This window comes from Paenarthrobacter sp. OM7 (assembly GCF_029873575.1).
GTDB lineage: Bacteria > Actinomycetota > Actinomycetes > Actinomycetales > Micrococcaceae > Arthrobacter.
Genome location: NZ_CP123579.1, coordinates 2,703,903 through 2,730,032 on the forward strand (window position 1 = coordinate 2,703,903; position 26,130 = coordinate 2,730,032).

Below are 26,130 nucleotides of genomic sequence, written 5' to 3' on the forward strand. Positions count from 1 at the left end.
CCGACAGGACGGATCAACATGTTTCCAATCCTGGTCAGGTGTTTTTGGCCCGTTTCCAGGCGCCTCGTTCCGAGCTGGCCAATCCCATGAGTCCCAGTCGTCCAAGGCCTGCCCGCACAGCATCCGGGCTCAGGCCTGCCACCACAGTCAGCTTTTCCACTGAACTGGTGGAACGGAGGGGCAGGGCATCCAAAAGAATGAGATCTTCCAGCGACAAACCATCGTGTACTGACACGTCGGCGCTTTTTTCCTCACTGGTGGATTCGCCGATTGCTCCGGCCAGTTCGGCGATCTCACCCACGTCAGTGACGCACACAGCTCCTCCATCCCGCAGCAGGCGGTGGCAACCTGCCGAGTTGGCGCTGTGAATGGATCCCGGCACGGTGGCGACAACCCTGCCGATCGATTCAGCATGATGAGCAGTATTGAGGGCACCTGAACGCCAACGAGCCTCTACCACGACGGTGACGGACGCCAGGGCTGCAATGAGCCTGTTCCGCTGCAGGAACCGGTAGCGGGTAGGTGCGGACCCAGGCGGCACCTCCGAGATGACAGCACCTTGGGTGGCAACAGCCCGGAGCAGGTCCTCGTTGCCGGAGGGGTAGAAGCGGTCCACACCGCCGGCCATCACGGCAATGGTGGGCAGCCCGGCTCCCCCGCCGCTGAGCGCCCCACGGTGAGCATGGGCATCAATGCCATAGGCGCCTCCGGAGACCACCGTGTAGCCACGCTGCGCCAAGCCAAACGCGAAGTCTCCCGTAACGGACGCGCCGTAGCTCGTACTGTCCCTGGATCCGACCAAGGCAATGGTTCGCACCAAGGGCGGCAGCGGCTGTTCCTGGCCCCGCCACCAGAGACAGAGCGGTTCCTGGAGTCCAAGGTCCTCCAGTTGCTCCGGCCATAACTCATCCCCGGGAATGATGAAGCGCCCACCCAGCCGACGCATGGTTTCAAGGTCACGCTCCGGTGCAAGGTCACTGACGCGCGGCGCCCATCTCCGGAGACTGGCCGGGAGCCCTACCCACGTGGACGGTCCCCCTGCCTCAACCAGCAGGGCGGTAATCTCCTGCTCCACAGTGGGACCTACCGCCAGTTCCCCGGTCGCCACACCCAGGGCATCAACCGCCCCGAGAGCCCGTACCAAGGCGAGCCCAACGGAGTCCTGCGGCTCCATAAGCCGGGCAAGTGCTGCCCGCGCAATCCGTTCTTTGTCCTGCATCCCCGCTGTTGCCACTGGATTGGTTCCCTTCGATTCACGGTCTGTCATGGCGCACCCGCCGCTTGTCGCAGACTGAGCGCTTGGCCGATGTGGTCAACGTCCGGTGTCCCGCTGTGTCCCAGGTCGGCGAGCGTCCATGCCAACCGAAGGACGCGATCGTAACCGCGGGCAGTCAATGTGCCGCGTTCCAATGCGGTGTCCAGGATCCGGGTGGTCCCCGACGCCAGCCGCAGTTCGCCTCGCAAGGTGCGTCCTGGAACTTGGGAGTTCGTTTCAAGCCCCAATTGCCGCAACCGATCCAACTGGGCTTCCCTCGCCGCCAATACCCGGGTCGCTACAGTGCCTGTGTCCTCTTCCCGTCCTGCTTGACCGAAATCCGCCAGGGAGACCCGTTCAACCTGGAGCTGGATGTCTACCCTGTCCAGCAGCGGACCCGACATCCTCCCGAAGTACCGCCGCCGCATCATGGCAGTACAGGTGCAGTCCATGCCCTTGCCTGACGCCTTCCCGCACGGGCAAGGGTTTGCAGCAAGGACGAGTTGGAAACGGGCTGGGTACGCCGCCGTTCCTGCGGAGCGGTGAATGACGAGCTCCCCACTCTCCAGCGGTTGCCGGAGCGCATCGAGCACACGGCGTTCATATTCCGGGGCTTCGTCCAGGAACAGCACGCCGCGATGCGCCCGAGATGCAGCACCCGGGCGCGGAAGTCCGGATCCACCGCCAATGATGGCCGCAGCTGTGGCACTGTGATGAGGATTCTCGAAAGGCGGCCTACGGATCAGCCGCACTGCCGAGGATTGTACGGCGGCCAACGAATGGATGGCCGTCACCTCCATCGCAGCGTTATCTGCCAAATCCGGGAGCAGTCCGGGCAGACGCTCCGCCAGCATCGTTTTTCCAGCACCCGGCGGCCCTGTCAGCAGCATGTGGTGGCCGCCGGCGGCGGCGACTTCAAGCGCCCTGCGCGCCTCGCCTTGGCCCGACACATCGCAGAGGTCCGGCACCAAGGCATGGTCGCCGCCGCCGTCGTCGTCAGGGACGCAGCCGTCCCCGGGGTCGTAGTCGAGGGCCAACTCCTTGGGGTCGGCCCCGAAGTCGAACGCGAGCCTGGCGAGCGTCTTGTACCCGCGGACGTTCGCCCCCGGTACCAAGGAAGCCTCCACGGCGTTTGAGTCAGCTACCACGACGTCGGGATAGCCAGCCTGAACGGCCGCCATCACCGCCGGCAGGATGCCCCGGACCGGCCGCAACCGGCCGTCCAAACCAAGTTCCGCGATGAATACCGTCCCGTCGATGGAACGGACGTCGTTGGCGGCACACAGAACCGCCATGGTAATCGCCAGGTCGAAGCCGGAGCCCCGTTTTGGGAGCGACGCCGGTATCAGGTTGGCCGTAATTTTTCGCCGGCTCAGGGGTATCCCGGAGTTTTGGGCAGCCGAGCGGATTCGCTCCTTGGCTTCGTTCAGAGCAGCGTCCGGCAGGCCCAGAATGACAAAGTTCGGAAGTGTCTGGCCTATATCGGCTTCAACCTCCACGATGTAGCCGTTGAGGCCCACCAAGGCAACGCAGTAGCTGCGCCCCACTCCCATTCAGCCCACACCCCGCAGGTGGTCAAGCTCCGGCTCGCCCACGCCGTCGTCGATGACCGACACGACGTCCACGCGCCTCCGGAGTGCCTTCAGCTCGTGTTCCCGGCACCACGATGAAGCCAATCGGTGGAGGCGGGCCAACTTGGCAGTCCCCACAGCTTCAAAAGGATGCCCATAGTCAAGGCTTCGTCGGGTTTTGACTTCAGCCACCACAAGGGTGTCTCCGTCGATCGCGACGATGTCGATTTCACCGTCTGCGCATCGCCAATTACGATCGACGATCCGCATCCCCTGGCTTTCCAGAAAACCGGCCGCCAAGGCCTCGCCGCTCCTGCCCAGCAGGTCTTTTGCTCTCATGACCATCACCTCCGCTTACCAGCTTTCCGGCTGGCGGCGGTGGGCGGCAGGGGCTCACGGGGCTATGTGGGTAAACCTTCCCGGATTACTGCTGTGGAGGAAGAGTCAGATGCTAGTTTCCAAGATCGCCCAAGTCCCCGAGCCCGCCATCCTTGGGCAAGGACAGGTCTTCACTGCGGGGCAGCTCTTCGACATTGACGTCCTTGAACGTGATCACGCGGACGTTCTTCACGAAACGGGCTGAACGGTAAACATCCCATACCCAGGCATCCTGGAGGGTCAGGTCGAAGTAGACTTCACCGTCCGCGCTGCGTGCCTGCAGATCAACATGATTGGCCAGGTAGAACCGTCGTTCAGTTTCCACGACGTAGCTGAACAGACCGACAACATCCCTGTACTCGCGGTAGAGCTGCAGCTCCATGTCGGTTTCATAGTTCTCAAGGTCCTCGGCACTCATAGTTCCATCTTGCACTATCTGCCGCGCGGCATGCGCCAACCGGAGCATGACCCCAGGCCACAGCAGGGCAGCAGCACTGTGCGGTGTGCCGTCAGCCGGCGTCAGGCCCCGTAAGGTTCCAACTGGTCCGGTGGTAGGCGCTGGGCCCTTGGAGCCGGATCACGTCCCTGTGGGCGGAGGTGGCATATCCCTTGTTCTCGTTCCACCCGTAGGCAGGGACCTCCGAATGGAGATCCACCATGATGCGGTCACGTGCCACTTTGGCCAGGACACTGGCGGCTGCAACGCTGAGGCAGCTCATGTCTGCTTTGACCCGGGTATGTACGGGAGCCTCGCACCAAGGTCCCGGCGCGGGCTCGTCAAAGAGGGACGCCTGAACATCCGGGGAGAGCCAGTTGTGGCTGCCATCCAGGAGGACGACGTCTGGCGTGGTTCCGCCGGCCAGGATCTCCAGCCACGCACGCGTCCCTGCCAGGCGCAAGGCTGCAATAATGCCAATGTCATCAATTTCCCTGGACGAGGCGTGTCCTACGGCGGAAGCAACAGCCCATTCGCGGACCAAGGGTTCCAGCCTGTCACGGTCCTCAGGCTTGAGAAGTTTGCTGTCCCGCACATCGGCCAACAAGCCATGTTCCTCTAGGTTGACCACGGCAATCCCAACACTGACGGGTCCAGCCAGGGCGCCACGACCCACCTCATCCACACCGGCCAGCAACCGCACGCCGGGCGCCAGGAAGGACCGCTCCACGTCAAGGGTGGGGAAACCCACAGGGCTCTTGGCCTTGGTGGCGGGCTTGGCGCTCTTCTTGGTCTTGGCCGGGACTTTGACCTGCGTCTTGCCCTTGGGGCCGGCAGCCGTTGTTGCCATTATTTTGCCGGGGTGCTTTCGGGGACATCGCGGAAGACGTCCGGAAAGTTGTCGAGGTAGGTCCAGCGATTGACGGGCCAGGCTATGACAGTGGCCCTGCCCTCAATGTCTTCAATGTTGATGAAGCCGCCGTTGCTCTCCTGGTGGGCCCGTGAGTCCGCCGAATGATTGCGGTTATCGCCCATCACCCACACCTTGCCCTCCGGAACCACAATGTCGAAGGCATTCGGCTGCGGTATCTCGGCCGGGTTGATGTACGTCTCATCCAACGGCACACCATTAATACTGACACGCCCTTGGGCATCGCAGCAGGAAACCCGGTCCCCGGGAAGCCCAATGACACGCTTGACGAGGTGCTGCTCATTGTCGTCGGCAGCCAACCCCACAAACTCCAGCGCGTCCCCCACCCAGTCCATGGGGCCGGCAGGCTCTTTGGCTACCGGCGTCAGCCAGTTCTGGGAGTCCTTGAACACCACAACATCTCCACGTTGCAGGGCGAAAGGTTCAGGGACCAGGAGGTTGATGAAGATGCGGTCGTTGACGTCGAGGGTGCTTTCCATGGACTCCGACGGAATGTAGAACGCCCGGAAAAGGAAAGTCTTCAGCAGGAAGGACAGCACCAGCGCGATGGCCACCACGGTCACAATCTCTTTGACCCAGACCAGGACAGGGTTCTTGCGGGGCTTCTCCACTGCGTGGGCGCCGCCCGTCGATTCACGGGCGGCTGTCTTGCCGTTGCCGGGGGCAGCAGCTGCGTTGCCGGACCCACTTGACGCGTCGTCGGGTTGGCGCGGTTCATCCACCCCGGCGGCAGGTGCCGTTCCGTCCGAGACCCGGGCGTCGTCGTCGTACCGCTCGGGATTCTCTGGAGCCTTGTCCGGCATCTACTGTCCGTTCTTCGATGTTTCGGCCTGCGTAGAGCGAGGCATCTCTGCAAATCTATCAAGTGGCCAGATGATCTGGACCGGCCGTCCTATCACCCGTTCCACAGGAACCATACCGCCGCCCGGCGCACCCAGCAGTCCCCGGGAGTCTGCGGAGCGGGAGCGGTGGTCACCCATCAGCCACAGGCGGCCCTCGGGTACCATGACGTCGAATTTCTGCTTGCTGGGTGCATCCCCTGGATACACATAGGGTTCCTCAACCGGCTGGCCGTTGACTGTGAGGTGGCCAGTGGGATCGCAGCACTGGACGCGGTCCCCTGCGACGCCGATGACCCGCTTGACATAGGTGGTGTCGCTGCCGGTCAGTCCAAACCACTGGCTTGCAGCCGAGACGGCGTCAACAAAAGGGCCTTGTCCGCTGCTCAGCGGCGCGAACGAGCCACGGCCGTCGAAGACCACGATGTCACCGCGGCGGATCGGCTCGGAAGTAAAGGCCGTCCGTGACACCAGGATCCTGTCCCCTGCCCCGAGGAGCGGTTCCATGGATTCGGATGGGATGTAGTAAACGTCCAGCCACAAGGACCGGACCAGTCCGCTGATGGCCACGGCGAGGACCAGTGCAAGGAAAACAAAACGCCAGCCCTGTTTCCGGGGCTGGCGTTCTGATGTGTCCATGACTCGTATCCCTGTTGCGTTGCGGATTGCTCGGGAACAACCGGGCACGAATCCTGGACCCGTTACATAAGTCGCAGGACTTACTTGGCGAAGTCGCGCTTTTCCTTGATCTTCGCAGCCTTACCGCGCAGTGCGCGCATGTAGTAAAGCTTGGCGCGGCGGACGTCACCCTTGGTGACGACCTCGATCTTCTCGATGATCGGGGAGTGTACCGGGAAGGTACGCTCTACGCCGACACCGAAGGAAACCTTGCGCACGGTGAAGGTTTCGCGAACGCCGTCACCCTGGCGGCCCAGGACGAAGCCCTGGAAGACCTGGACACGGGAGTTCTTGCCTTCAATGATGTTGACGTGAACCTTGAGGGTGTCACCCGCGCGGAACTCAGGAACATCGTTACGCAGCGAGGCTGCATCTACGCTATCGAGGATATGCATTAATCCACTCCTGGTGAACGCCACAGGTCATTCACTTTGGGTTACGGCAGACAAGCCCGGGGCACGAAGGGCCGCCGGAAATCTCCGCCGAAGTTTCTTAGTGTCCGGCTCCGCCACTGATTGGCGCGGCCGGGTTGTCCGACTGTTGGCTGAACTCCCCCTGTGGCAGGTGTCAGCCCAGTAGACACAAGGGTTAATTCTGCCATATGCGCTGCCATCGGGCCAACTGTCACGACTATTGAACTTTCGACGGCGGCAGCGGACCTCAGATTGCGGCGTCGCCGCCAGGGCGGGGACGCAAGCGACCGTCGACAACCTCGTACCCGAGGTCAGACAGGGCGTTGCGGTCAGCGCGGCTCAAGGTACCGGCGTCGAACGTTTCCAAAAGGTCCGGACGCCGCTCTGCGGTCCGCCGGAATTGCTCGTGGCGCCGCCATTGGGCGATTTTTCCATGGTTGCCGCTCAGCAGGACAGCAGGGACGTCATGGTCGCGCCACGCGGACGGCTTGGTGTAGACGGGGTACTCCAGGAGGCCGTCCGAATGGGACTCTTCCACCAGTGACTCAGGGTTTCCCACCACGCCGGGAAGGAGCCGGCCAATGGCTTCGACCATGGCCAGCACCGCGACTTCGCCGCCATTGAGCACGTAATCACCGAGGCTGACGGGCCGGACAGTGAAGTGGTCCCGCGCCCAGTCGATGACCCGTTCGTCGATGCCTTCATACCGCCCACAGGCGAAGACAAGCTGCTGCTCCTCGGCGAGCTCATAGGCGAGGGCCTGGTTGAACCGCTCCCCTGCCGGCGACGGAACAATCAGTACCGGCTTGGACCCTTCAGGAGCACCGGCCACTGATTCAAGGGCCTGTGCCCACGGTTCCGGCTTCATCACCATCCCGGCGCCACCACCATAGGGTGTATCGTCCACAGTTCTGTGCTTGTCCGTGGTGAACGCGCGCAAATCGTGGACGTTGAGTTCCAGCAGGCCATCCTGGCGGGCTTTTCCTATGAGGGAGAGCTCCAGCGGTGCAAGGTACTCCGGGAAGATGCTGACAACGTCAATCCTCATTCAGGCTTCATCCCCCGCGCCGTCCTCGGGCTCCCCGGATGAGTCGTCGTTGACTTCAAAGAGCCCGGCCGGCGGGGTGATCAGGATGTACCCGTCCTCAACATTGACTTCGGGAACGATCTCCTCGACGAAGGGAACCAGGATTTCCTTGCCATCGTCCGTCTTGACCATCAGCAGGTCCTGGACGGGCATGGTGTTGAGGGCGGCCACCTTGCCAACCACCTGCGAACCAACACGCGCCTCGAGGCCGACCAACTCGTGCTCGTACCAGCCTTCGTCGTCGTCTTCGTCGTCAAGTTCTTCGGTCTCGATGAAGAGCTTCGCACCACGGATGACTTCCGCTTCGTTGCGGTCGGCGATCTCCTCGAAGCCCAGCAGCAGGATGTCCTTGTTCCACCGGGCACTGCGGATGGTCAACGGGCCAGCCGATGCCGGTTCCACAATGAACTCGGTTCCTGCGACGAATCGCTCGGAAGGGGCGTCGGTGAGCACCTGGACGGTCACCTCGCCGCGGATGCCATGGGGTTTGCCGATCCGGGCCACCTGGAGCTGCATGGGTTCCTCTGAATTCTTATGTACCGCGCCGCCGGGCAGCCACGGTGATGAAAGGGTGGATAAAGCAATCCGGCCCCTCCACCATATTCGGTGAAGGGGCCGGACCTAAGACAAGCAGTGCTGAGCGCGTTACCGGCGGCGGTCGGTGTCGACGACGTCGACCCTGACCTGCTCGCCACCTGCCAAGGCTGCAACCACTGTGCGCAAAGCGCGTGCGGTGCGTCCTTGACGGCCGATCACCCGTCCGAGGTCCTCCTGGTGAACGCGCACCTCAAGGGATTCCCCGCGGCGGTTGTTCTTGGCACTGACCTTGACATCCTCAGGGCTGTCAACGATCCCACGGACCAAGTGTTCGAGCGCTTCTGCCAGCAACTTACTCAGCCTCGGTGGTCTCTGCTTCAGCCTCGGCCGGAGCTTCTGCTTCGTCCTTCTTGGCCTTCTTGGTGATGGCTTCCGGAATGATGACGGAACCCTTCTCCGGTGCTACGAAGGCTTCCTTCGGAGCTTTGGTCTTCAAGGTGCCTTCCTGGCCCGGGAGGCCCTTGAACTTCTGCCAGTCACCGGTGATCTTGAGGATCGCAGCAACCTGCTCGGTCGGCTGGGCGCCAACGGAAAGCCAGTACTGGGCGCGCTCGGAAGCGACCTCGATGTACGACGGCTCTTCGGTGGGGTGGTACTTGCCGATTTCTTCAATGGCACGGCCATCGCGCTTGGCGCGGGCATCCATGACGACAATGCGGTAGTACGGTGCGCGCATCTTACCGAAGCGCTTAAGGCGAATCTTTACGGCCACTTTTGTGGTCACTCCTGTTTCTGAAACGAGGTGAACCCGACGTTCTGCACCCGTGGGGCGGGCCATACTGGACGGTTCGAAGGACAAGATACGAGCACGGAGAGAGGGGCCGCACCGATCGAGTACCTGTCTATTGTGCCAGATGCCCGGAGCAAATACGACTTACGCCACCTGGGCCCGTGTGTTGTTGCTCACCCACGGGGGTTCAAGGTGCGCCCATGCCCGGGCGGAAGTGCTATTCGGACCAGACGTAGAGCCCGGCGCGCTCCACCTTTTCAACATCGGTTGCCAAGGCAGCCAACTGCTGGACGTACTGGCGGGATTGGGCAGCGTCGAAGGGCATATCGTCCTGCGCAGCCCAGGCTGCGGCAACGTCATCGAGGACGTTTGCCTCGCCTTCGCTCTCGTACGTCAACAGCTCGGCCAAGGCCCGCACCATGGCTTCGGGGACACCCAGAAGCGCATCGCTGGTGACATCAACCAGGGCAAGTTCGTAGTCAGCACCGGCTGCGTGGACCGCCTGGCCGGCAAGGTCACCCAGCTGCTCCACTTCGAAATCGGTAATGCCGTCAATCCTGACGGCGGGGCCGGTGACATCCGCGCCCTTATCCAGGGCCGTGGCCCTCTTGAGTGCTTCATCGTGGGTGGCTACAAAAATTTCGGCAAAGCCCATGGAAAGTACTCTCATTCCTTCGTGCTGACGGGGCGGCGGCACAAAACCCGGTTGGATCCGTGCCGTCACTGCCCAGCCTAATGCAGGAGTGGGCGGCGCAGCGGGAGTGTGCCGGCGCAGCAGGAGTGGCGCTGCTTAGCGGACGGCAACCCGCAGTTTGTTCCGCCACGGATCCTCGAACTGGAGTTCGGCGCCGGTGTGGTGGTTCTGCACTCCTGCGATCTTCAAGCGATCCGCAAGCGCCGCTACGTCGTCGGCGTCGGGGACCTCAATGAGCACTTCCCCCAGGCCCAGCGTGTCCTTGCGGGGCCCGGCGCCACGGCTGTTCCACACGTTCATGGCCATGTGGTGGTGGTAGCCGCCGGCGGAAACGAACAACGCCTGGCCATGCCAGCCCGCGGTCCGCTCAAAGCCCAGGGTTTCCACGTAGAAGTGTTGGGCAGTTCCGACGTCACCGACTTGCAGGTGGACGTGTCCAATTCCGGCCGCTGCCTCGCGCTGCCCTGTCACCGCGGCTTCACTCAGGTGCTGCTCGAGGAATCGCTGCGGAGGCAAGGCAACATTGTCCATCACCACATTCCTGCCATCCCACTGCCAGAGTTCACGCGGCTTGTCGTAGTAGAGCTCAATGCCATTGCCTTCAGGATCGGTGAAGTAGAACGCTTCGCTGACCAGATGGTCGGCACTGCCCGCGAAAGCTCGGGGCTCGTACTCGGCGGCGGTAGCAATGGTGGCGGCCAATGAAGGCTGGTCGTGGAACAGAATGGCCGTGTGAAACAGGCCAGCCTCCCCACGGCCTGGAATCTGGAGACCGGACGCCGGGGCAAGATGCACCACGGGCTTTCCGAGCCGTCCCAGGTAGAGCCCGCCATCCTGCTCGGCCACCACGTCAAGGCCAAGGGCACGCTGATAGTAGTCGCTCATGACAGCCATGTCGCCGACCTTGAGCATGACTGTGCCCATGGTCAGTTCGGCAGGCAGGAGATCCTGGCTGAGTGGTGTGGTCATGTGACGCTCCCGGGTTCGAGGTGCCGCTCATCAGCACCTTTCTACTTCTCTAAATTACTTGAAGCTTCAATTTATTCCTAACGGACCAGTGAACCGCGCAGCACGATGTGTTTGAGGCTGGAAACAGTTTCCAGCTCGATCCTGGGATCCTCGGAGCACAACACGACGTCGGCACCCGCCCCTTCGCTGATGCCCTCGGCCCCCAGCCACTCCCGGGCACGCCACGCCGCGGAGTCCAGGACCGCGGCCGGCGGCAGGCCGGCGTCGTGCAGTTCCTTCATTTCGTCTGCGATCCTGCCGTGCTTGATCACGCTGCCGGCGTCCGTGCCCGCATAGATGGCCACGCCTGACTCAAAGGCCTCCAACACCCGCTCGCGCCGCCGCTCCCAAAGCCGCACCATGTGGTCCGCATAGTCAGGAAACTTTGGGGCAGCCTGGGCAGCAATGTCCGGGAAAGTCGCGATGTTGACCAAGGTGGGAACGATCGGCACGGACTGCTCCACCAAGCGCGGAATGTGTCGCGGCAGCAGGCCCGTGGCATGTTCGATGCAGTCGATGCCTGCATCTAGCATGTCGTCCACTGTGTCCTCGGCAAAGCAGTGGGCCGTCACCCGGGCACCTTCATCGTGGGCGGCAGCGATGGCATCCTTGACGATTTTGGCGGGGAAAGAGGCAGCGAGGTCACCCACGCCACGGTCGATCCAGTCCCCCACCAACTTGACCCACCCGTCTCCATCCCGCGCTTCCTTCCGGACGGTCTCCACGAGTTGGCCGGGTTCGACTTCATGCCCCAAACCGCGGAGGTACCGCCGGCTCCGGGCAATGTGCCTACCTGCCCGGATCAACCGGGGAACGTCCGCACGTTGCTGGACCCAACGGGTGTCACTTGGTGATCCGGCATCCCGTATCAGCAGAGTCCCGGCGTCGAGGTCAGCGTGGGCCTGCGCAAGGGTAGTCCGCTCGTCAACGGCGCCACCCACACCCAAACCGATGTGGCAGTGGGCATCAACGAAACCCGGGAGGACCCAGCCATCCAACACCAGGTCCGGTGTGGCCGTGGGGCGTTCGAACGTCAGGACTCCGTCAACAGACCACATCCCTTGGCGCTCTTCGTCCGCCGAGACAAGCACAGATCCGCTGAATTCGATGATGGTGGCCATATCAAAAGCCTAGTCCGCAGCGGCGTCCTGGACGCTGGTTCGTTCATGTGACTGGGTGCCCGTTGTGAGCTGTGGTAGCTTCGTCTACGACCACACGGGGGCCCCTGCAGGGGCTGAGATCGGACTGATGCAGTCTGCGACCGTTGAACCTGTCCGGGTAATGCCGGCGAAGGAAGTGAGTAATCCTTTGAGCACCACAAAAACACAGCACAGCCCTGCCCAAAACCGGTCCGGCTCCAGCGCAAGGACGCCGGAATCTGTGACCCAGTCGCTGACATCCCATTCATTGGCCTACCTGGAGGACCCGGACCACGGGATCCGGGTGCCCGTCACCGAGATCGCCTTGGAACCGTCTCCCAACGGCACAGCCAACCCGGCGTTCCAGGTGTACCGCACTGCGGGCCCCGGCAGTGATCCCGTTGTGGGACTTGAGCCTTTCCGCGCTCCATGGATCGAAGCCCGCGGTGACACCGTGGCTTACCGCGGACGGGAGCGAAACCTGCTGGACGACGGCAAGTCAGCGGTGCGGCGCGGGGAAGCATCAGCAGAGTGGAAGGGCACCCAACCGGTGCCCCGCCGCGCCGTCGAAGGTAAAACCGTCACGCAGATGCACTATGCCAAGCAGGGCACGGTGACTCCCGAGATGCAGTTCGTCGCGTTGCGGGAAAACTGTGACGTTGAGCTGGTCCGCAGCGAAGTTGCCGCAGGACGGGCGATCATTCCGAACAACATCAACCACCCCGAGTCAGAACCGATGATCATCGGCAAAGCCTTCCTGGTGAAAATTAACGCCAACATCGGCAACTCAGCAGTGACGAGCTCCATCGCGGAAGAGGTGGACAAGCTGCAGTGGGCCACTCAATGGGGTGCCGATACCGTCATGGATCTCTCCACTGGGGACGACATCCACACCACCCGGGAGTGGATCATCCGCAACTCCCCGGTCCCGATCGGGACGGTCCCCATCTACCAGGCGCTGGAGAAAGTCAACGGCGAGGCGAACAAGCTGACGTGGGAGATTTTCCGGGACACTGTGATCGAGCAATGTGAGCAGGGCGTGGACTACATGACCATCCACGCCGGCGTGCTCCTGCGCTATGTGCCGTTGACCGCCAACCGGGTCACGGGAATTGTCTCCCGTGGCGGGTCGATCATGGCGGGTTGGTGCCTGGCGCACCACCAGGAGAACTTCCTCTACACGCACTTTGACGAGCTCTGCGAAATCTTCGCCCAGTACGACGTCGCCTTCTCCCTGGGCGACGGCCTGCGCCCGGGTGCAACCGCCGATGCCAATGACGCAGCCCAGTTCGCCGAATTGGATACCCTCGCCGAGCTGACACAGCGGGCGTGGGAGTTCGATGTGCAGGTGATGGTGGAAGGACCTGGCCACGTGCCGTTCCACCTGGTCCGGGAAAATGTGGAACGCCAGCAGGAACTGTGCAAGGGAGCCCCTTTCTACACCCTTGGGCCCTTGGTCACGGATGTCGCTCCTGGTTATGACCACATCACCTCAGCCATCGGCGCCACCGAGATTGCCAGGTACGGCACCGCCATGCTGTGTTACGTGACCCCCAAGGAACATTTGGGCCTTCCCAATAAGGACGACGTCAAGACCGGTGTCATCACGTACAAGATCGCAGCCCACGCCGCCGACCTCGCCAAGGGCCATCCCGGGGCCCACGAGCGGGACGATGCCTTGTCCAAGGCCAGATTCGAGTTCCGTTGGCGTGACCAGTTTGCCCTCTCCCTGGACCCCGTCACAGCAGAAGCCTTCCACGACGAAACGCTGCCGGCGGAACCGGCCAAGACCGCCCATTTCTGTTCCATGTGCGGCCCCAAGTTCTGTTCGATGCGCATCAGCCAGGACATCCGTGACGAATACGGATCAGAAGAGGCGCAGACAGCCATTGCGGAAATGTACAGCGGCATGCGCGGAAAGAGCCAGGAATTCCTGGCATCTGGCGGAAAGGTCTATTTGCCGGAACTGCAGGTACCCGGCAGCCCGGACACATTTGAGGCCGGCTCAGGAAGCCTGAACTGACATGGCCCGTCCGACGTCACCAACAAACGATCGGATGATGTGATCCCCGTCCACTGAATCCTGGGGCCGGTGCCCTCCCGCAGCAACACGGCGGAGGGCTCCGGTTTCCTGGAGGTAACCGGCAATTTCCTCATACAGGGGTTCCCAGCCACCCGTGAGGACCAACGTGGGGACACCGGGCACGATGTGCAGCGGAGCCTCCCACGGCGGGGCCTGGAGCCTGAGCCTGCGGGCTGAACGGCGCGCTTCGGGAGTATCCAGTCCCCCCGTTTCGGCAGAAAACGCCCGGCGGTAGTACTCACGTTGGTAGTCGGCGTCGTTGAGCTGGCTCCGTACATCGAACAGGGGTTCCATAAGGGCCCGATGGGAGGCTGTGGCCGGAAGCTCGGCTGTCAGGGACAAACAAGCAGGCTCAACCAAGCTCAGCGAGTGCACCAGGTCCGGACGTTCTATGGCAGCCAGCATGGCGGAGATGGCACCTTGCTCGTGCGCTACGACGTGGCCGCCACCCGTATCCGCCAGGGCATTGATGACAACGGCAACGTCCGCGGCAACGCTCGATCCCACGGGTTCTGCTGCAACGTCAAAGCCATGCCGGCGCAGGAACAGCGCGTCATAAGCGAGGGCCATGCCGTGCTGTTTCGGCCATGCCGCAGCACCAAAGCTGCCCAGGCCGTGAACGAAGACTACGCGCTGCTTATGCATTGGTTCAGCCTATTCCACGGCCCTGACATCCCAACTGCGACGCGGTGGGTATGTCAGCCGCGGCCTATTTGCCGAGGAACTTATCGAAGCCCTTGGGAAGGTTGAGCGATGAGGGATCGAACTCTGCCGCGCCTTGGCCGAAAGCGGCACCCGACGGTGCTGCCGAGGCTGCGTTCGCCCGCTTGGCTTCGGCATCGCGCAGTTCCTGTGCTGCTTTGGCAGGGTTGCCTGAACGCGCCTTCTTCTTGGGCGCATTCTTGCCGCCCTTGCGGCCTCCGCCGGGGCCACCAAGGCCAGGCATCCCGGGCATCCCCGGCATGCCGCCGCCCTGCGCAAGTTTCTTCATCATCTTCTGGGCCTGGGCGAAGCGCTCCAGCAGGCCATTGACCTCGGACACGTGGACGCCTGAACCCTTGGCGATACGGGCGCGGCGTGAGCCGTTGATGATCTTGGGAGCGACGCGTTCGTGCGGCGTCATGGACCGGACGATTGCTTCGACGCGGTCGATCTCCTTTTCATCGAAGTTCTCCAGCTGCTGACGGATGTTTTGCGCACCCGGCATCATCATGAGCATCTTCTTCATGGAGCCCATGTTGCGGATCTGCTGCATCTGGGCGAGGAAGTCGTCCAGGGTGAAGTCTTCCTGGTCGGCGAACTTCTTCGCCATCCGGGCGGCTTCGTCCTTATCCCAGGCCTTCTCAGCCTGTTCGATCAGGGTAAGGACGTCACCCATGTCAAGGATGCGGGAAGCCATGCGGTCCGGGTGGAAAAGCTCGAAGTCGTCCAGGCCTTCACCGGTGGAGGCGAACATCACCGGCTTGCCGGTCACGGACGCTACCGACAGCGCGGCACCACCGCGGGCGTCGCCGTCGAGCTTGGACAGCACGATGCCCGTGAAGTTGACGCCTTCATCAAACGCCATCGCCGTGTTGACGGCGTCCTGGCCGATCATGGAATCGATCACGAAGAGGACTTCGTTGGGGATGATGGCCTGACGGATCCGGCGGGCCTGGTCCATCATCTCGGCGTCGACGCCAAGACGGCCGGCGGTATCGACGATGACGACGTCGTGGAGCTTCTGGCGCGCTTCCTCGACGCCTGCCTTCGCGACGGCTACGGGGTCGCCGGCAGGGTGCTCGAGCTCGGAGGTGGCACCAGGGTGCGGAGCGAACACCGGGACGCCGGCGCGCTGGCCCACCACTTGGAGCTGTGTCACGGCGTTGGGGCGCTGAAGATCGCAAGCAACCAGCATGGGGCTGTGGCCCTGGGCCTTCAGCCACTTGGACAGCTTGCCGGCAAGGGTGGTCTTACCTGCACCCTGGAGACCGGCGAGCATGATGATGGTGGGGCCAGTCTTGGCCAGGCGGATCCGGCGTGTCTCGCCACCGAGGATCTCCACGAGTTCCTCGTTGACGATCTTGACGATCTGCTGGCTCGGGTTCAACGCACCCGAAACCTCGGCACCCAAGGCACGTTCGCGCACGCGGCCGGTGAACTCACGGACCACTGATACTGCAACATCCGCGTCCAGCAGGGCGCGGCGGATCTCCCGGACTGTGGCATCAACATCAGCCTCGGTGAGGCGGCCCTTGCCACGAAGGTTCTTGAAGGTTGCTGTCAACCGGTCAGAGAGTGAATTGAACACGCGCCGTGCACTTCTTTCGATGGTCTGCGAATGGCGGCCAATGCGGCACACCAGAGTCTTGACGATTGCCCCCAGCAAACATGTCTCAACCCAACAAATCTGAATCGACTAGGGGACTCGACTATCTAGGGTACCAAGTCGCACCTGCAAGATGGCATGCTGGCACAGTGACCAGTAAAACAACTGTAAAAACGTTGCTCATCCTCGGCGCGTCCGGGGACTTGACAGGAAGGCTCCTGCTGCCCGGACTCGCCGGACTGCTGGCTTCCGGCAGGGCTCCCGGATTACGGCTGGCAGGTGCAGGCTCGGACCCCTGGTCTCCGGAACAATGGCGGGAGCGGGTTGCGGGCGCGTTCAACGCGGCCTCGGGCACGGCTGATGATGCCGGCCGTGCGGCACTGGCAAAAGTCGCTGACACCACCGAGTACCACCAGCTTGATGTCACAGCGGACGGTCCCCTGGCGGACCTCCTGGCCACCTTGCAGGGACCCGTCGCCATCTATTTCGCTTTGCCTCCCCACGTCAGCCAGAAGGCCTGCGAGGTACTTCACAGCGATCAGGTGCCTGCCGGGACCCGTTTGGTGATGGAGAAGCCTTTCGGCTCAGGCACCGAATCCGCCCACGAGCTGAACAAGACGCTCGCGGCCCTGGTCCCCGAGGACCACATCCACCGCGTGGACCACTTCCTGGGCAAAGCCACGGTGTTGAACATCCTGGGCCTTCGATTCGCCAACCGGTTCCTGGAGCCCGTGTGGAACCGCGAACACATCGAAAAAGTGGAAATCGTCTTTGACGAGGATTTGGCCCTTGAGGGACGCGCCCGCTACTACGACACTGCCGGCGCCCTCCGGGACATGATCCAGAGCCACCTCCTGCACATCATGGCTTTCCTGGCGATCGACGCGCCGGCAACCATCGAGGAGCGGGACCTGCGCGACGCCGTGGCAACCGTTCTGCGTGCCAGCAGCATCAAGGCTCCGTTCAAGGAGTCCACACGGCGGGCACGGTACACCGCGGGAACCCTCGGGGAACGGACGGTGCCGGATTACGCAGCGGAGGACGGGGTTGATCCGGCCCGCAATACCGAAACCCTGGCCGAGGTCCGGGTGGAGATCGACAACTGGCGCTGGAAGGGGGTGCCGTTCATCCTGCGCTCCGGCAAGGCCATGGGACGCCGGCGCAAGGAAGCCGTCATTACCTTCCGCCCGGTCCCCCACCTTCCCAAAGGATTCTCCGGCGTGGACTCCCCCAACCAGTTGCGCATCGGCTTCGGTCCGGACGTGCTCCAGCTTGACGTTGATGTGAACGGCCCCGGCGACATCTTCACCCTGGACCGCGCCAGCCTGGTGACCCAGCTCAGCGCAGCCGGAATGCTGCCCTATGGAGAGGTGCTCGAAGGCATCATCAGCGGCGATCCCCTCCTGTCCGTCCGCGGCGATACGGCCGAGGACTGCTGGCGGATCATCGAGCCGGTGCTTCGCGCCTGGGAGAGCGGCGACGTCCCCTTGGAAGAGTACGACGCCGGCAGCGCGGGGCCGGCGGACTGGCCCACCGGCGTCGTGGACTAGAGACAGGCAGCGGCCTAAGACAGCAGGCTTCATGTCCTCCCACACGCGAAAGCGGGCCGGGTACCTTGACTGGTACCCGGCCCGCCTTTTGGGTGCAGGACTTAGATTGCGGCCGAGCCGCGCTCCCCGGTCCTGACCCGGACTGCTTCGTAGACATCCACGGTCCACACCTTGCCGTCACCGGCGCGTCCGGTGTTGGAGCTGGCGATGAGGACATCCAGGATGTCGTCGGCCTGCTCATCCGTGGCGAGGACCTCAATGCGGATCTTCGGCAGCAAATCCACGTTGTACTCAGCTCCGCGATACACCTCGGTGTAGCCGCGCTGGCGGCCGTAGCCGCTGGCCGCGCTGACCGTCAGGCCCTGGACCCCGTAGGATTCGAGGCCTTCCCGGACTGCTTCAAGCTTTTCGGGGCGGACGATCGCTGTAATGAGCTTCATGCCTGGACACTCTCCTTGCCTTCTGCGGGGGTCTTGGCTGCGGCGGTTTCGGACTTTCCAGTCATGGCGTTGTGCAGCGGCTGGAAGCTGCCGCCGTGGCCGTTGACTCCGAATTCGTAGGCCGTCTCAGCGTGGAGGCTGAGGTCGACGCCAACGTTCTCCTGTTCCGTGGAAACCCTGAAGCCCATGGTCTTGTGGATGGCGAAGGCGATGATGGCCGTCATGATGGCCGAGAACGCGATGGCGATGCCGGCCGCTGCGAGCTGGGCCCACATCTGGGTCATGCCGCCGCCGTAGAAGAGGCCGCCACCTACGCCGTCGGCGGGAAGGGCGATGAAGCCCAACGCCACGGTGCCGATGATGCCGGAGACGAGGTGGACGCCTACAACATCCAGCGAGTCATCGAAGCCCCAGCGGAACTTGAGGCCGACGGCCAGGGCGGAAGCCACACCGGCAACGACACCAAGCCCAAGGGCCCCGACCGGGCTGACGTTGGCACATGCCGGGGTGATGGCTACGAGGCCGGCAACCACGCCGGATGCTGCGCCCAGCGACGTCGGGTGACCGTCGCGGATACGTTCGGTGATGAGCCAGCCGATCATGGCCGCTGCGGGAGCTGCCAGAGTGTTGATCCAGATCAGGCCACCCTGCTCTGCTGTTGTTGCTGCACCGCCGTTGAAGCCGAACCAGCCAAACCAGAGGATTGCTGCACCGAGCATGACGAACGGGATATTGTGCGGGCGGTGGTTCGGGTCCTTGCCGAAGCCGCGGCGGTTGCCGATGATGAGGACCAGGACGAGCGCCGCCACACCGGCGTTGATGTGCACCACGGTGCCGCCGGCGAAGTCGATGGCCGGGCCGAGGGCCTTGCCGATTGCGCCTTCGGGACCGAACAGGCCGCCACCCCAGACCATGTAGGCCAGCGGGCAGTAGACCAGGGTCACCCATACCGGAACGAAGATGCTCCAGGCGCCGAACTTGGCGCGGTCAGCGATCGCGCCGCTGATCAGTGCAACAGTGATGATGGCGAAGGTGGCTGCGTAGCCAACCTTGATGAGCCCATCAGGGGTATTGATGCCTTCGAGGCCGAAGGTGGCAAACGGGTTGCCCACGATCTCCATGAAGCCCTCGCCGGAGCTCATTGAGGCGCCCCACAGCACCCAGACGACGCCCACGATGCCGATGGAGATAAAGCTCATCATCATCATGTTCAAGGCTGCCTTGGCGCGTGTCATGCCGCCGTAGAAAAATGCCAGACCAGGTGTCATGAACAGCACAAGCGCCGCCGCCACCATGACCCATACGTGACCTGCGGTAAGTTCCATGGTGCACGTTCCTCTCTTGCTAGATCTGCGGTTCAACCGCTGTCCTGACGCCGTTTGCGTCCTGCTTAAGAGTTTTGTGCCGCCGTGTTTCACCTGCTCGGGTTTTATATTGCGCGCTGGTTACAACAACCTCCCCAACGTAAATGGTGCATATCTCCGGTGTTACGGATATGTTTCAGGCGTCGGACTTCTCTGGAAATCCCCGGTTTTTGACCATCCGGCCCACCACGGCCCCACATCACCTGAAGGACCCGCCCCGTATGACGCAGCCGCCCAGATCCGTCAAAGCTCCAAGGATCCGGCAGGAGAAAGCCCCGTTGCCCCGCGACATTAAGGTGATGTTGGCTGCAGCATTCCTGATCGCCCTAGGGTTCGGGCTGGTGGCGCCCGTCTTGCCGCAATTCGCCACCACCTTCGACGTTGGCGCCACGGCTGCCGCTGTGATCGTCAGCATCTTCGCCTTCATGCGCCTGGTGTTTGCTCCGGCAGGCGGTGCCCTGATCGGACGCTTTGGAGAACGGAACGTCTACGTCTCAGGCCTGCTGATCGTGGCAGTGTCCACGGCGGCGTGCGCGTTTGCCCAGGATTACTGGCAACTGCTGATCTTCCGTGGCCTCGGAGGAGCCGGCTCCGTCATGTTTACCGTGGCCGCGATGGGACTGCTCATCCGCCTCGCACCCCCTGAACGACGAGGGCGGGTCTCCGGCGCGTATGCCTCAGCCTTCCTGATCGGCAGCGTCCTAGGGCCGGTAGTAGGAGGTCTGCTGGCAGGTTTCGGCCTCCGGGTACCTTTCCTGGCGTACGCAGGAGCGCTCCTGGTGGCGGCGCTGGTGGTCCGGACCATGCTGAGCGGTGAGGGCAACGCCGCAAAAGATGCTGAGCCGGCACCGGCCATGACCCTGAAGGAAGCTCTGTCCGATTCCGCTTACCGTGCCGCGGTGTTCTCGAGTTTCGGTAATGGCTGGGTGACGTTCGGTGTCCGCATGGCTACTATTCCACTGTTCGCGGTGGCTGTCCTGCAGTCCAAACCTGAGACGGCAGCCTGGGCCTTGGCCATCTTTGCGGTGGGCAACGCCTTGGCGTTGACCTTCTCCGGGCGTTTGGCCGATGCCTGGGGACGGAAGCCCCTGCTGATCCCCGGACTGCTCATCACGGGCGCGGCCACCGGGGTTATCGGTCTCACCACGGACCTGACCGGATTCCTTGTCGCTTCTGCGGTGGCTGGGTTCGGATCCGGATTGTTGGGCCCGGCCCAACAAGCCGCCGTCGCTGATGTCATTGGCAGGGGACGCTCCGGAGGCAAGGTGCTCGCGGTCTTCCAAATGGCTGCGGACACGGGTGCCATCATCGGACCGGTTGTGGCGGGCCTCCTGGCCGACCAGCTGGGCTATGGCTGGGCGTTTGGCATCACAGGTGGCGTTCTGCTCCTCACGGCAGCAGGTTGGTTACTGGCCCGGGAACCCCTTAAACCCAAAAAACTGACGGGCAGCCATGGTGCGCCCTGAGTCCTCAGGGCGCACCAAGCTGCCAGCCAGTTGAATGCGGAGGGTTTGGACCCGCGCTAGTTGAGCAGTGCGTCCACGAAGCTCTCGGCGTCGAACGGTGCGAGGTCGTCGGGGCCTTCGCCCAAGCCAATGAGCTTGACCGGCACGCCCAGCGACTTCTGGATGGCCACAACGATTCCGCCCTTTGCGGTTCCGTCCAGCTTGGTCAGCACGATGCCGGTGATATTGACCACCTCGGCGAAAACGCGGGCCTGGTTGAGGCCGTTCTGCCCGGTAGTGGCGTCCAGCACCAGCAGGACCTCGTCCACTTCAGCCAGCTTCTCGATGACGCGCTTGACCTTGCCGAGTTCGTCCATCAGGCCGGTCTTGTTCTGCAGTCGTCCAGCGGTATCCACCATGACAACATCGACCTCCTGGTCGATGCCGGCTTTTACGGCCTCGTAAGCCACCGAGGCGGGGTCGGCGCCGTCGATGTCGGACCTGACGGTAGGGACACCTACACGCTGTCCCCAGGTGGCCAACTGCTCGGCAGCAGCTGCGCGGAAAGTATCAGCGGCGCCCAGCAGGACATCCTTGTCTTCGGCAACCAGGACGCGTGCCAGCTTGCCCACCGTGGTGGTCTTGCCCACGCCGTTCACACCAACAACAAGCACGACGGCGGGACGGTCACCCTTGCGCTCGACGTTCAACGAGCGGTCCATGGAGGGATCCACCAGCTTGATGAGTTCCTCGCGGAGCATCGCCTTGACGTCCTCGGGGCTGCGGGTGCCCAAGACCTTCACGCGCTCACGCAGTGCATCAACCAGCTGCATGGTGGGTTCGGTGCCGAGGTCGGCCAGGAGGAGGGTTTCCTCCACCTCGTCCCACACGTCTTCGTCGATCTTGTCGCCGGACAGCAGAGCCAGGAGGCCCTTGCCCAGGATGCTGTTGGACTTGACCAAGCGGGCGCGCAGGCGGGTCAGGCGGCCTTCAACCGGCGCAGGAGTGTCGATGGCAATGGTTTCGAGCCCGGCGGCATCATCGGGCACATCCGCGCCCTCGACGGTTCCGTCAAAGGTGGGAGCCGGGGCCTTCACCGCGTCCGGGCGCTCTTCCACCAAGGTTCCGCCGCCCGCTGCCGGCGACTGCAGGGGGTCGTTCGCATCCCGGGTTCCGGGGTATTTCGCTCCGGACTTCCGGGCCTTCAGGAGTACCGGCACGAGTCCGCCGACCACCACGAGGGCAGCGAGAATGGACAGAATTATGGGTAGGAAATCGTTCACTCCCCTACCTTCTCATAAAGCTACGCCCCGGCACCGAGCCTCTGGCTGATGACGGTGGAGACGCCATCGCCCCTCATCGTCACCCCGTAGAGGGCGTCTGCCACTTCCATGGTCCGCTTCTGGTGGGTGATCACAATCAACTGGCTGGACTCGCGCAGTTCCTCAAAAATGGTGATGAGCCGGCCCAGGTTGGTGTCGTCCAGTGCCGCTTCCACTTCGTCCATGACATAAAACGGCGACGGGCGGGCTTTGAAAATTGCCACCAACAGTGCCACTGCCGTGAGGGACCGTTCACCACCGGAGAGCAGGGACAGCCGCTTGATCTTCTTGCCCGCGGGCCGTGCCTCCACTTCGATACCCGTGTTCAGCATGTCGTCGGGATCCGTGAGTACCAGCTTTCCCTCACCGCCGGGGAAAAGCCTGGCAAAGACGTGGTCGAACTGGGCGGAGGTGTCGGCGAAGGCCTCAGTAAAGACCTGCTGGACCCGGGCGTCCACTTCTTTGATGATGTCCAACAGGTCTCTGCGGCTGGATTTGAGGTCTTCGAGCTGCGAGCTGAGGAACTGATGCCGTTCTTCCAGTGCGGCAAACTCCTCCAGAGCCAGGGGGTTCACTTTGCCCAAGGCAGCCAGCTCCCGCTCAGCCTTTCTGAGTCTTTTCTCCTGCTCAGCCCTGACGAACGGAATGCCGTCCACTATTGCCTGGCCATGCTCATCAACGGGTGTCCGGAGCTCTGCCCACTTGTCGGCAGTGGCTCCGGCGGGCACCGGAACAGGCAGCCCGGGTCCATAGTCTGCCACGAGTTGTTCGCCGGACAGGCCGAGTTCCTCTATGGAACGTGTCTCCAAGGCCTCGATACGCAGGCGCTGCTGGGTCCGCGCCATCTCGTCCCGATGCACGGAGTCCGTCAGTTCGGCCAGCTCCTTCGCCAAGGCCTCATTGCCGGTCCGGACCAGCGTCAGCTCCGTCTCCAGCCGTTCCCGGGTCTGCTCTGCGAGGTCGCGCTCCCAACCGGCAGCCTCCACCGAGACATCGATGAACCGCAGGGCCTGTTCCACCGCTGAAGCCACTGCTGCCGCACGCTGCGCCTGGGCTCGGCGGCGCTGGGCCCTACGGGCCGCCTCTTCACGCGCGCGCCGTTCCGTTGCGGCCGCCCGCTCAAGCGACGCGGCCCGGTTGCTGATCGCCCCCAGTTGCTCTTCTGCCGTCCTGAGGGCCAGGCGGGCTTCTGTTTCGAAGGAACGGGCCATCCTGGCTTGCGCGGCCAGTTCGTCGCGCTGATCCGTGGATGGTTCCTCGTCCGGGGCCTCCTGGGCGGCGGCGAGGCGTTCCGCGGCGACTTCAAGATCCAGTTGGGCTTCAGCGATGTTGGCTTCGGCCTTGGCCATGGAGGCGGCCAGCCTGTCGCTTTCGCCCACGGCACTGCGAAGAACGGAATTCAGGTGGCCCAGGCGCTCCGCCACTGCAGCCAGTCGGGCATCGGACTCGTGCAGGCGTTCCAGCGCGGCGTCCGCACGGTCCTGCGCTTCAGCGCGGCGGGACTGGGCGCCGGCAAGGGCAAAACGGCCCCGCTCCAAGCGGGCAGTGACCTCCTGGAGGCGGGCACCGGCGTCGTCCACTGCTGCCTGGACTTCCAACAGCGACGGCGCTGTGGCCGAACCGCCGGTGACGGTCAGGGAGGTGAAGACGTCACCTTCCCTCGTCACCGCCTTCAGGTCCGGTTGTTCGGAAATGAAGACCGCCGCGGCGTCAAGATCGTCGACGACGGCGGTCCCCGCCAGAAGGGCCAACACGCCTTCCGCTGCGGGATCGGAAATTTTCACGACGTCGGACGCCCAGCGGCCGCCGTGCGGAAGCGGCACGTCGGCTGGAATATCTCCGTCAGCGGCGGAACCACCGGCGAGAACCAGGGCTGCCCGCCCGGCGTCAGCGTCTTTCAGGGATCTGAGGGCTGCTGCTGCACTTGCAGCATCTGCAACGACCAAGGCGTCCGAGGCGCTCCCCAATGCTGCGGCGACGGCTGCCTCGAAACCGGGCTCAATGGCCACCAACGCAGCCAGCGGTCCAAGAACGCCCTCGGCCGTCAGGAGGCTGCCGGAGCCATCCTTCCGGTTGAGTCCCAGTTGCAGGGCATCCCTGCGCGCTGTCAGGGCATCCCTCTCGCGGACAGCTTCCCGTTCCGCGGCTTTCAGTTCCTCAATTTCGGCAAGGACAGCATCCAGGACATCGTTCGCATTTTCGTAGTCGGCATCCAAGCTCTCCTCGCCGTCCTCAACGCCGGCCACCTGGGATTCAAGCGCCGTGAACTCGCTCTGGGCCTTGCGGCGGCGTTCATCGCCGGATGCGAGGGATTCCCTGAGCCGGCCACGTTCAGCTTCGGCGGCTTCGGCCCTGGACCTGGCGGCCGCCACTTGGCCTGCAAGCCTGGCGAGCCCTTCCCTGCGGTCGGCAGCGGCGCGCAACATGGCCGTGAGCCTCTTGTCTTCGGCGGCCGCCAGCGATTCAGCAGCGTCCTTGGCCACCGTGGCTTCAAGAAGTGCGGCTTGCTTCGCCAGGATGTCATGCTGCAGGGCGGACTCTTCCTCGCGGACCCGGGCGGCCTGGCGTTCCAGCTGCTCCGGGTCCCGTCCTGTATCCGCCGCGGCCTCGGAGGAACCCAGAAGCCGGCGACGCTCAGAAGCAAGGGATCCAAGAGAACGCAACCTCTCCCGGCCGGCAGAGAGCTGGTACCAGTGATCACGCGCGGCGTTGAGCTTCGGGGTCGATTCGGCGGCCTGCTGTTCCAAGGCAGCCTGGCGCCGACGTCCGGTCCCCAGTTCCGCCTCCACCACCTGGCGTCGTTCCTTCAACGCCGCTTCGTCAGCAACATCCTGTTCAAGACTTGTAGTGAGCTGCACCAGGTCATCGGCCAGGAGGCGGGCCCTGGCATCCCTGACATCGAACTGGACCGTCTGGGCACGGCGGGCGATTTCCGCCTGCTTGCCCAAAGGAGTCAATTGACGCCGGATTTCCGCGGTAAGGTCGCCGAGCCGTGCCAGGTTGGCCTGCATGGCTTCGAGTTTGCGGACGGTCTTTTCCTTGCGGCGGCGATGCTTGAGGATTCCTGCGGCCTCTTCAATGAAACCCCGCCGGTCTTCCGGTGTGGCGTGCAGGACCCTGTCCAGTTGGCCCTGGCCCACAATGACGTGCATTTCGCGACCCAGGCCGGAATCGGAGAGGAGTTCCTGGATGTCCAGAAGCCTGCAGGGTGCGCCGTTGATGGCGTATTCGGAGCCGCCGGTCCGGAAGAGTGTCCGGGAGATGGTGACTTCGCTGTAGTCGATGGGGAGCGCGTTGTCCGCGTTGTCTATGGTGAGGGAGACATGCGCACGGCCTAGAGGCGGCCGGCCGGACGTGCCGGCGAAGATGACATCCTCCATCTTGCCGCCGCGCAGGGTTTTTGCACCCTGCTCCCCCATCACCCATGCCAAGGCATCAACCACGTTGGATTTACCCGACCCGTTGGGACCGACGACAGCAGTGACGCCGGGCTCAAAGTCGAACGTCGTAGCCGACGCGAACGACTTGAATCCTCGGACAGTCAAACTTTTCAGGTGCAAGGCGCTTCGGTTCTCCTGGGTGGCCGTTGTATCCCCTAAATCTACTGCCGTTTGAGCGAAATCCATGGATCTGTTGCCGGAACGCCTTGTGATCGGCCGGACACACCCCTACACTCCTGCCAAGGGCTACTTGGCCTGTTCGTTCCGGTGATCCGGCTGCAGCATGAACTTTGGTTCTGCCACTGCCGGATCCGGTCCCGATCTTCGGAACGTCGAGCCAAGTGCACAATGCCCCATGTTCATAACTGAAGATCTTGGTTTGACCCTGGCTGGGGAGCGGCAAGCAGGGCCCGTGTATGAAA

The 26,130-nt window shown here is 63.3% G+C and carries 24 protein-coding genes and 1 riboswitch; of the genes, 3 read left to right on the forward strand and 21 right to left on the reverse strand.

Translation table 11 applies throughout. From position 1 onward, the window contains the following. Positions 1-34: 34 nt before the first annotated feature. From dprA to QEH68_RS12560, 15 genes are all read right to left on the reverse strand, one after another. Positions 35-1,267 (reverse strand): DNA-processing protein DprA, encoded by a 1,233-nt coding sequence (gene dprA / locus QEH68_RS12490; RefSeq protein WP_280623007.1) that lies wholly within the window; start codon positions 1,265-1,267, stop codon positions 35-37. After that, positions 1,264-2,808, reverse strand: coding sequence for a YifB family Mg chelatase-like AAA ATPase (locus QEH68_RS12495; protein WP_280623008.1), 1,545 nt, complete (start codon positions 2,806-2,808; stop codon positions 1,264-1,266). Before QEH68_RS12495 ends, dprA begins: the two co-directional genes overlap by 4 nt. Next, on the reverse strand, positions 2,809-3,174 hold the full coding sequence (locus tag QEH68_RS12500) for a YraN family protein (RefSeq protein WP_280623009.1): 366 nt from the start codon (positions 3,172-3,174) through the stop codon (positions 2,809-2,811). A 103-nt stretch (positions 3,175-3,277) separates the two neighbouring features. Next, on the reverse strand, positions 3,278-3,622 hold the full coding sequence (locus tag QEH68_RS12505; protein ID WP_089595421.1) for a DUF2469 domain-containing protein: 345 nt from the start codon (positions 3,620-3,622) through the stop codon (positions 3,278-3,280). Positions 3,623-3,713: 91 nt separating this feature from the next. After that, a complete protein-coding gene (locus QEH68_RS12510; RefSeq protein ID WP_280623010.1) occupies positions 3,714-4,490 on the reverse strand; it encodes a ribonuclease HII in 777 nt (258 codons plus the stop codon). Continuing rightward, positions 4,490-5,374, reverse strand: a complete 885-nt coding sequence (gene lepB, locus QEH68_RS12515) for a signal peptidase I (protein ID WP_280623011.1) — start codon at positions 5,372-5,374, stop codon at positions 4,490-4,492. The genes QEH68_RS12510 and lepB (QEH68_RS12515) overlap by 1 nt, the downstream gene beginning before the upstream one ends. Next, positions 5,375-6,049, reverse strand: a complete 675-nt coding sequence (gene lepB / locus QEH68_RS12520; protein ID WP_280623012.1) for a signal peptidase I — start codon at positions 6,047-6,049, stop codon at positions 5,375-5,377. Between the two features lie 80 nt (positions 6,050-6,129). After that, positions 6,130-6,483, reverse strand: coding sequence for a 50S ribosomal protein L19 (gene rplS / locus QEH68_RS12525; RefSeq protein ID WP_144649543.1), 354 nt, complete (start codon positions 6,481-6,483; stop codon positions 6,130-6,132). A gap of 265 nt (positions 6,484-6,748) precedes the next feature. Next, positions 6,749-7,549, reverse strand: coding sequence for a tRNA (guanosine(37)-N1)-methyltransferase TrmD (gene trmD / locus QEH68_RS12530; RefSeq protein WP_280623013.1), 801 nt, complete (start codon positions 7,547-7,549; stop codon positions 6,749-6,751). After that, positions 7,550-8,104: a ribosome maturation factor RimM gene (gene rimM / locus QEH68_RS12535; RefSeq protein WP_280623014.1), complete on the reverse strand. Its 555-nt coding sequence runs from the start codon at positions 8,102-8,104 to the stop codon at positions 7,550-7,552. It lies immediately after the preceding gene. Between the two features lie 129 nt (positions 8,105-8,233). After that, positions 8,234-8,476 carry an RNA-binding protein gene (locus QEH68_RS12540; RefSeq protein ID WP_011775119.1) on the reverse strand — a complete coding sequence of 81 codons (243 nt, stop codon included), beginning with the start codon at positions 8,474-8,476 and terminating at the stop codon, positions 8,234-8,236. 1 nt (position 8,477) lies between these two features. Then, positions 8,478-8,897: a 30S ribosomal protein S16 gene (rpsP, locus tag QEH68_RS12545; RefSeq protein WP_017199647.1), complete on the reverse strand. Its 420-nt coding sequence runs from the start codon at positions 8,895-8,897 to the stop codon at positions 8,478-8,480. Between the two features lie 235 nt (positions 8,898-9,132). Next, positions 9,133-9,570, reverse strand: coding sequence for a hypothetical protein (locus QEH68_RS12550; RefSeq protein WP_280623015.1), 438 nt, complete (start codon positions 9,568-9,570; stop codon positions 9,133-9,135). A gap of 135 nt (positions 9,571-9,705) precedes the next feature. Beyond that, entirely contained in the window at positions 9,706-10,578 is an 873-nt protein-coding gene (locus QEH68_RS12555) for a VOC family protein (RefSeq protein WP_280623016.1), read from the reverse strand. A gap of 77 nt (positions 10,579-10,655) precedes the next feature. Beyond that, positions 10,656-11,738, reverse strand: coding sequence for an amidohydrolase family protein (locus QEH68_RS12560; protein WP_280623017.1), 1,083 nt, complete (start codon positions 11,736-11,738; stop codon positions 10,656-10,658). A gap of 84 nt (positions 11,739-11,822) precedes the next feature. Then, positions 11,823-11,930, forward strand: a riboswitch (TPP riboswitch). Here QEH68_RS12560 and thiC point away from each other — a divergent pair. Then, positions 11,926-13,779: a phosphomethylpyrimidine synthase ThiC gene (thiC, locus tag QEH68_RS12565; RefSeq protein ID WP_242703326.1), complete on the forward strand. Its 1,854-nt coding sequence runs from the start codon at positions 11,926-11,928 to the stop codon at positions 13,777-13,779. (Overlaps the previous riboswitch by 5 nt.) Here the strand turns inward: thiC and QEH68_RS12570 are convergent. Further along, positions 13,762-14,484, reverse strand: coding sequence for an alpha/beta hydrolase (locus QEH68_RS12570; RefSeq protein ID WP_280623018.1), 723 nt, complete (start codon positions 14,482-14,484; stop codon positions 13,762-13,764). The two genes, thiC and QEH68_RS12570, sit on opposite strands and share 18 nt — an antisense overlap. A gap of 64 nt (positions 14,485-14,548) precedes the next feature. After that, the gene (ffh, locus tag QEH68_RS12575; RefSeq protein ID WP_280623019.1) at positions 14,549-16,129 is read right to left on the reverse strand and encodes a signal recognition particle protein; all 1,581 of its coding nucleotides are present in this window, start codon (positions 16,127-16,129) and stop codon (positions 14,549-14,551) included. A gap of 167 nt (positions 16,130-16,296) precedes the next feature. Between ffh and QEH68_RS12580 the strand changes: the two genes are divergently transcribed. Continuing rightward, positions 16,297-17,697, forward strand: a complete 1,401-nt coding sequence (locus QEH68_RS12580) for a glucose-6-phosphate dehydrogenase (protein WP_207593798.1) — start codon at positions 16,297-16,299, stop codon at positions 17,695-17,697. A gap of 101 nt (positions 17,698-17,798) precedes the next feature. Here QEH68_RS12580 and QEH68_RS12585 read toward each other — a convergent pair whose 3' ends face one another. Both QEH68_RS12585 and QEH68_RS12590 read right to left on the reverse strand, forming a co-directional pair. Then, complete coding sequence (locus QEH68_RS12585; RefSeq protein WP_089595433.1) at positions 17,799-18,137, reverse strand: P-II family nitrogen regulator; 339 nt, start codon at positions 18,135-18,137, stop codon at positions 17,799-17,801. Beyond that, positions 18,134-19,462 carry an ammonium transporter gene (locus tag QEH68_RS12590; RefSeq protein ID WP_207593799.1) on the reverse strand — a complete coding sequence of 443 codons (1,329 nt, stop codon included), beginning with the start codon at positions 19,460-19,462 and terminating at the stop codon, positions 18,134-18,136. The genes QEH68_RS12585 and QEH68_RS12590 overlap by 4 nt, the downstream gene beginning before the upstream one ends. Before the next feature lie 260 nt (positions 19,463-19,722). Between QEH68_RS12590 and QEH68_RS12595 the strand changes: the two genes are divergently transcribed. Then, a complete protein-coding gene (locus QEH68_RS12595) occupies positions 19,723-20,967 on the forward strand; it encodes an MFS transporter (RefSeq protein WP_280623020.1) in 1,245 nt (414 codons plus the stop codon). A gap of 56 nt (positions 20,968-21,023) precedes the next feature. On the opposite strand, the gene ftsY is transcribed toward QEH68_RS12595, so the two are convergent. Further along, positions 21,024-22,229, reverse strand: coding sequence for a signal recognition particle-docking protein FtsY (gene ftsY, locus QEH68_RS12600; RefSeq protein ID WP_207593801.1), 1,206 nt, complete (start codon positions 22,227-22,229; stop codon positions 21,024-21,026). 20 nt (positions 22,230-22,249) lie between these two features. Further along, entirely contained in the window at positions 22,250-25,828 is a 3,579-nt protein-coding gene (gene smc, locus QEH68_RS12605) for a chromosome segregation protein SMC (protein WP_280623021.1), read from the reverse strand. Positions 25,829-26,130: the final 302 nt, after the last annotated feature.

Excerpts from the sequence above, each read along its gene's own strand:
- lepB (WP_280623012.1), bottom strand. The coding sequence starts at position 6,049 with ATGGACACATCAGAACGCCAGCCCCGGAAACAGGGCTGGCGTTTTGTT.
- trmD (WP_280623013.1), bottom strand. The coding sequence starts at position 7,549 with ATGAGGATTGACGTTGTCAGCATCTTCCCGGAGTACCTTGCACCGCTG.
- QEH68_RS12505 (WP_089595421.1), bottom strand. The coding sequence starts at position 3,622 with ATGAGTGCCGAGGACCTTGAGAACTATGAAACCGACATGGAGCTGCAG.
- QEH68_RS12595 (WP_280623020.1), top strand. The coding sequence starts at position 19,723 with ATGACGCAGCCGCCCAGATCCGTCAAAGCTCCAAGGATCCGGCAGGAG.
- QEH68_RS12510 (WP_280623010.1), bottom strand. The coding sequence starts at position 4,490 with ATGGCAACAACGGCTGCCGGCCCCAAGGGCAAGACGCAGGTCAAAGTC.
- QEH68_RS12555 (WP_280623016.1), bottom strand. The coding sequence starts at position 10,578 with ATGACCACACCACTCAGCCAGGATCTCCTGCCTGCCGAACTGACCATG.
- QEH68_RS12560 (WP_280623017.1), bottom strand. The coding sequence starts at position 11,738 with ATGGCCACCATCATCGAATTCAGCGGATCTGTGCTTGTCTCGGCGGAC.
- QEH68_RS12495 (WP_280623008.1), bottom strand. The coding sequence starts at position 2,808 with ATGGGAGTGGGGCGCAGCTACTGCGTTGCCTTGGTGGGCCTCAACGGC.
- QEH68_RS12590 (WP_207593799.1), bottom strand. The coding sequence starts at position 19,462 with ATGGAACTTACCGCAGGTCACGTATGGGTCATGGTGGCGGCGGCGCTT.
- lepB (WP_280623011.1), bottom strand. The coding sequence starts at position 5,374 with ATGCCGGACAAGGCTCCAGAGAATCCCGAGCGGTACGACGACGACGCC.
- QEH68_RS12585 (WP_089595433.1), bottom strand. The coding sequence starts at position 18,137 with ATGAAGCTCATTACAGCGATCGTCCGCCCCGAAAAGCTTGAAGCAGTC.
- QEH68_RS12570 (WP_280623018.1), bottom strand. The coding sequence starts at position 14,484 with ATGCATAAGCAGCGCGTAGTCTTCGTTCACGGCCTGGGCAGCTTTGGT.
- QEH68_RS12550 (WP_280623015.1), bottom strand. The coding sequence starts at position 9,570 with ATGGGCTTTGCCGAAATTTTTGTAGCCACCCACGATGAAGCACTCAAG.
- dprA (WP_280623007.1), bottom strand. The coding sequence starts at position 1,267 with ATGACAGACCGTGAATCGAAGGGAACCAATCCAGTGGCAACAGCGGGG.
- rimM (WP_280623014.1), bottom strand. The coding sequence starts at position 8,104 with ATGCAGCTCCAGGTGGCCCGGATCGGCAAACCCCATGGCATCCGCGGC.
- rplS (WP_144649543.1), bottom strand. The coding sequence starts at position 6,483 with ATGCATATCCTCGATAGCGTAGATGCAGCCTCGCTGCGTAACGATGTT.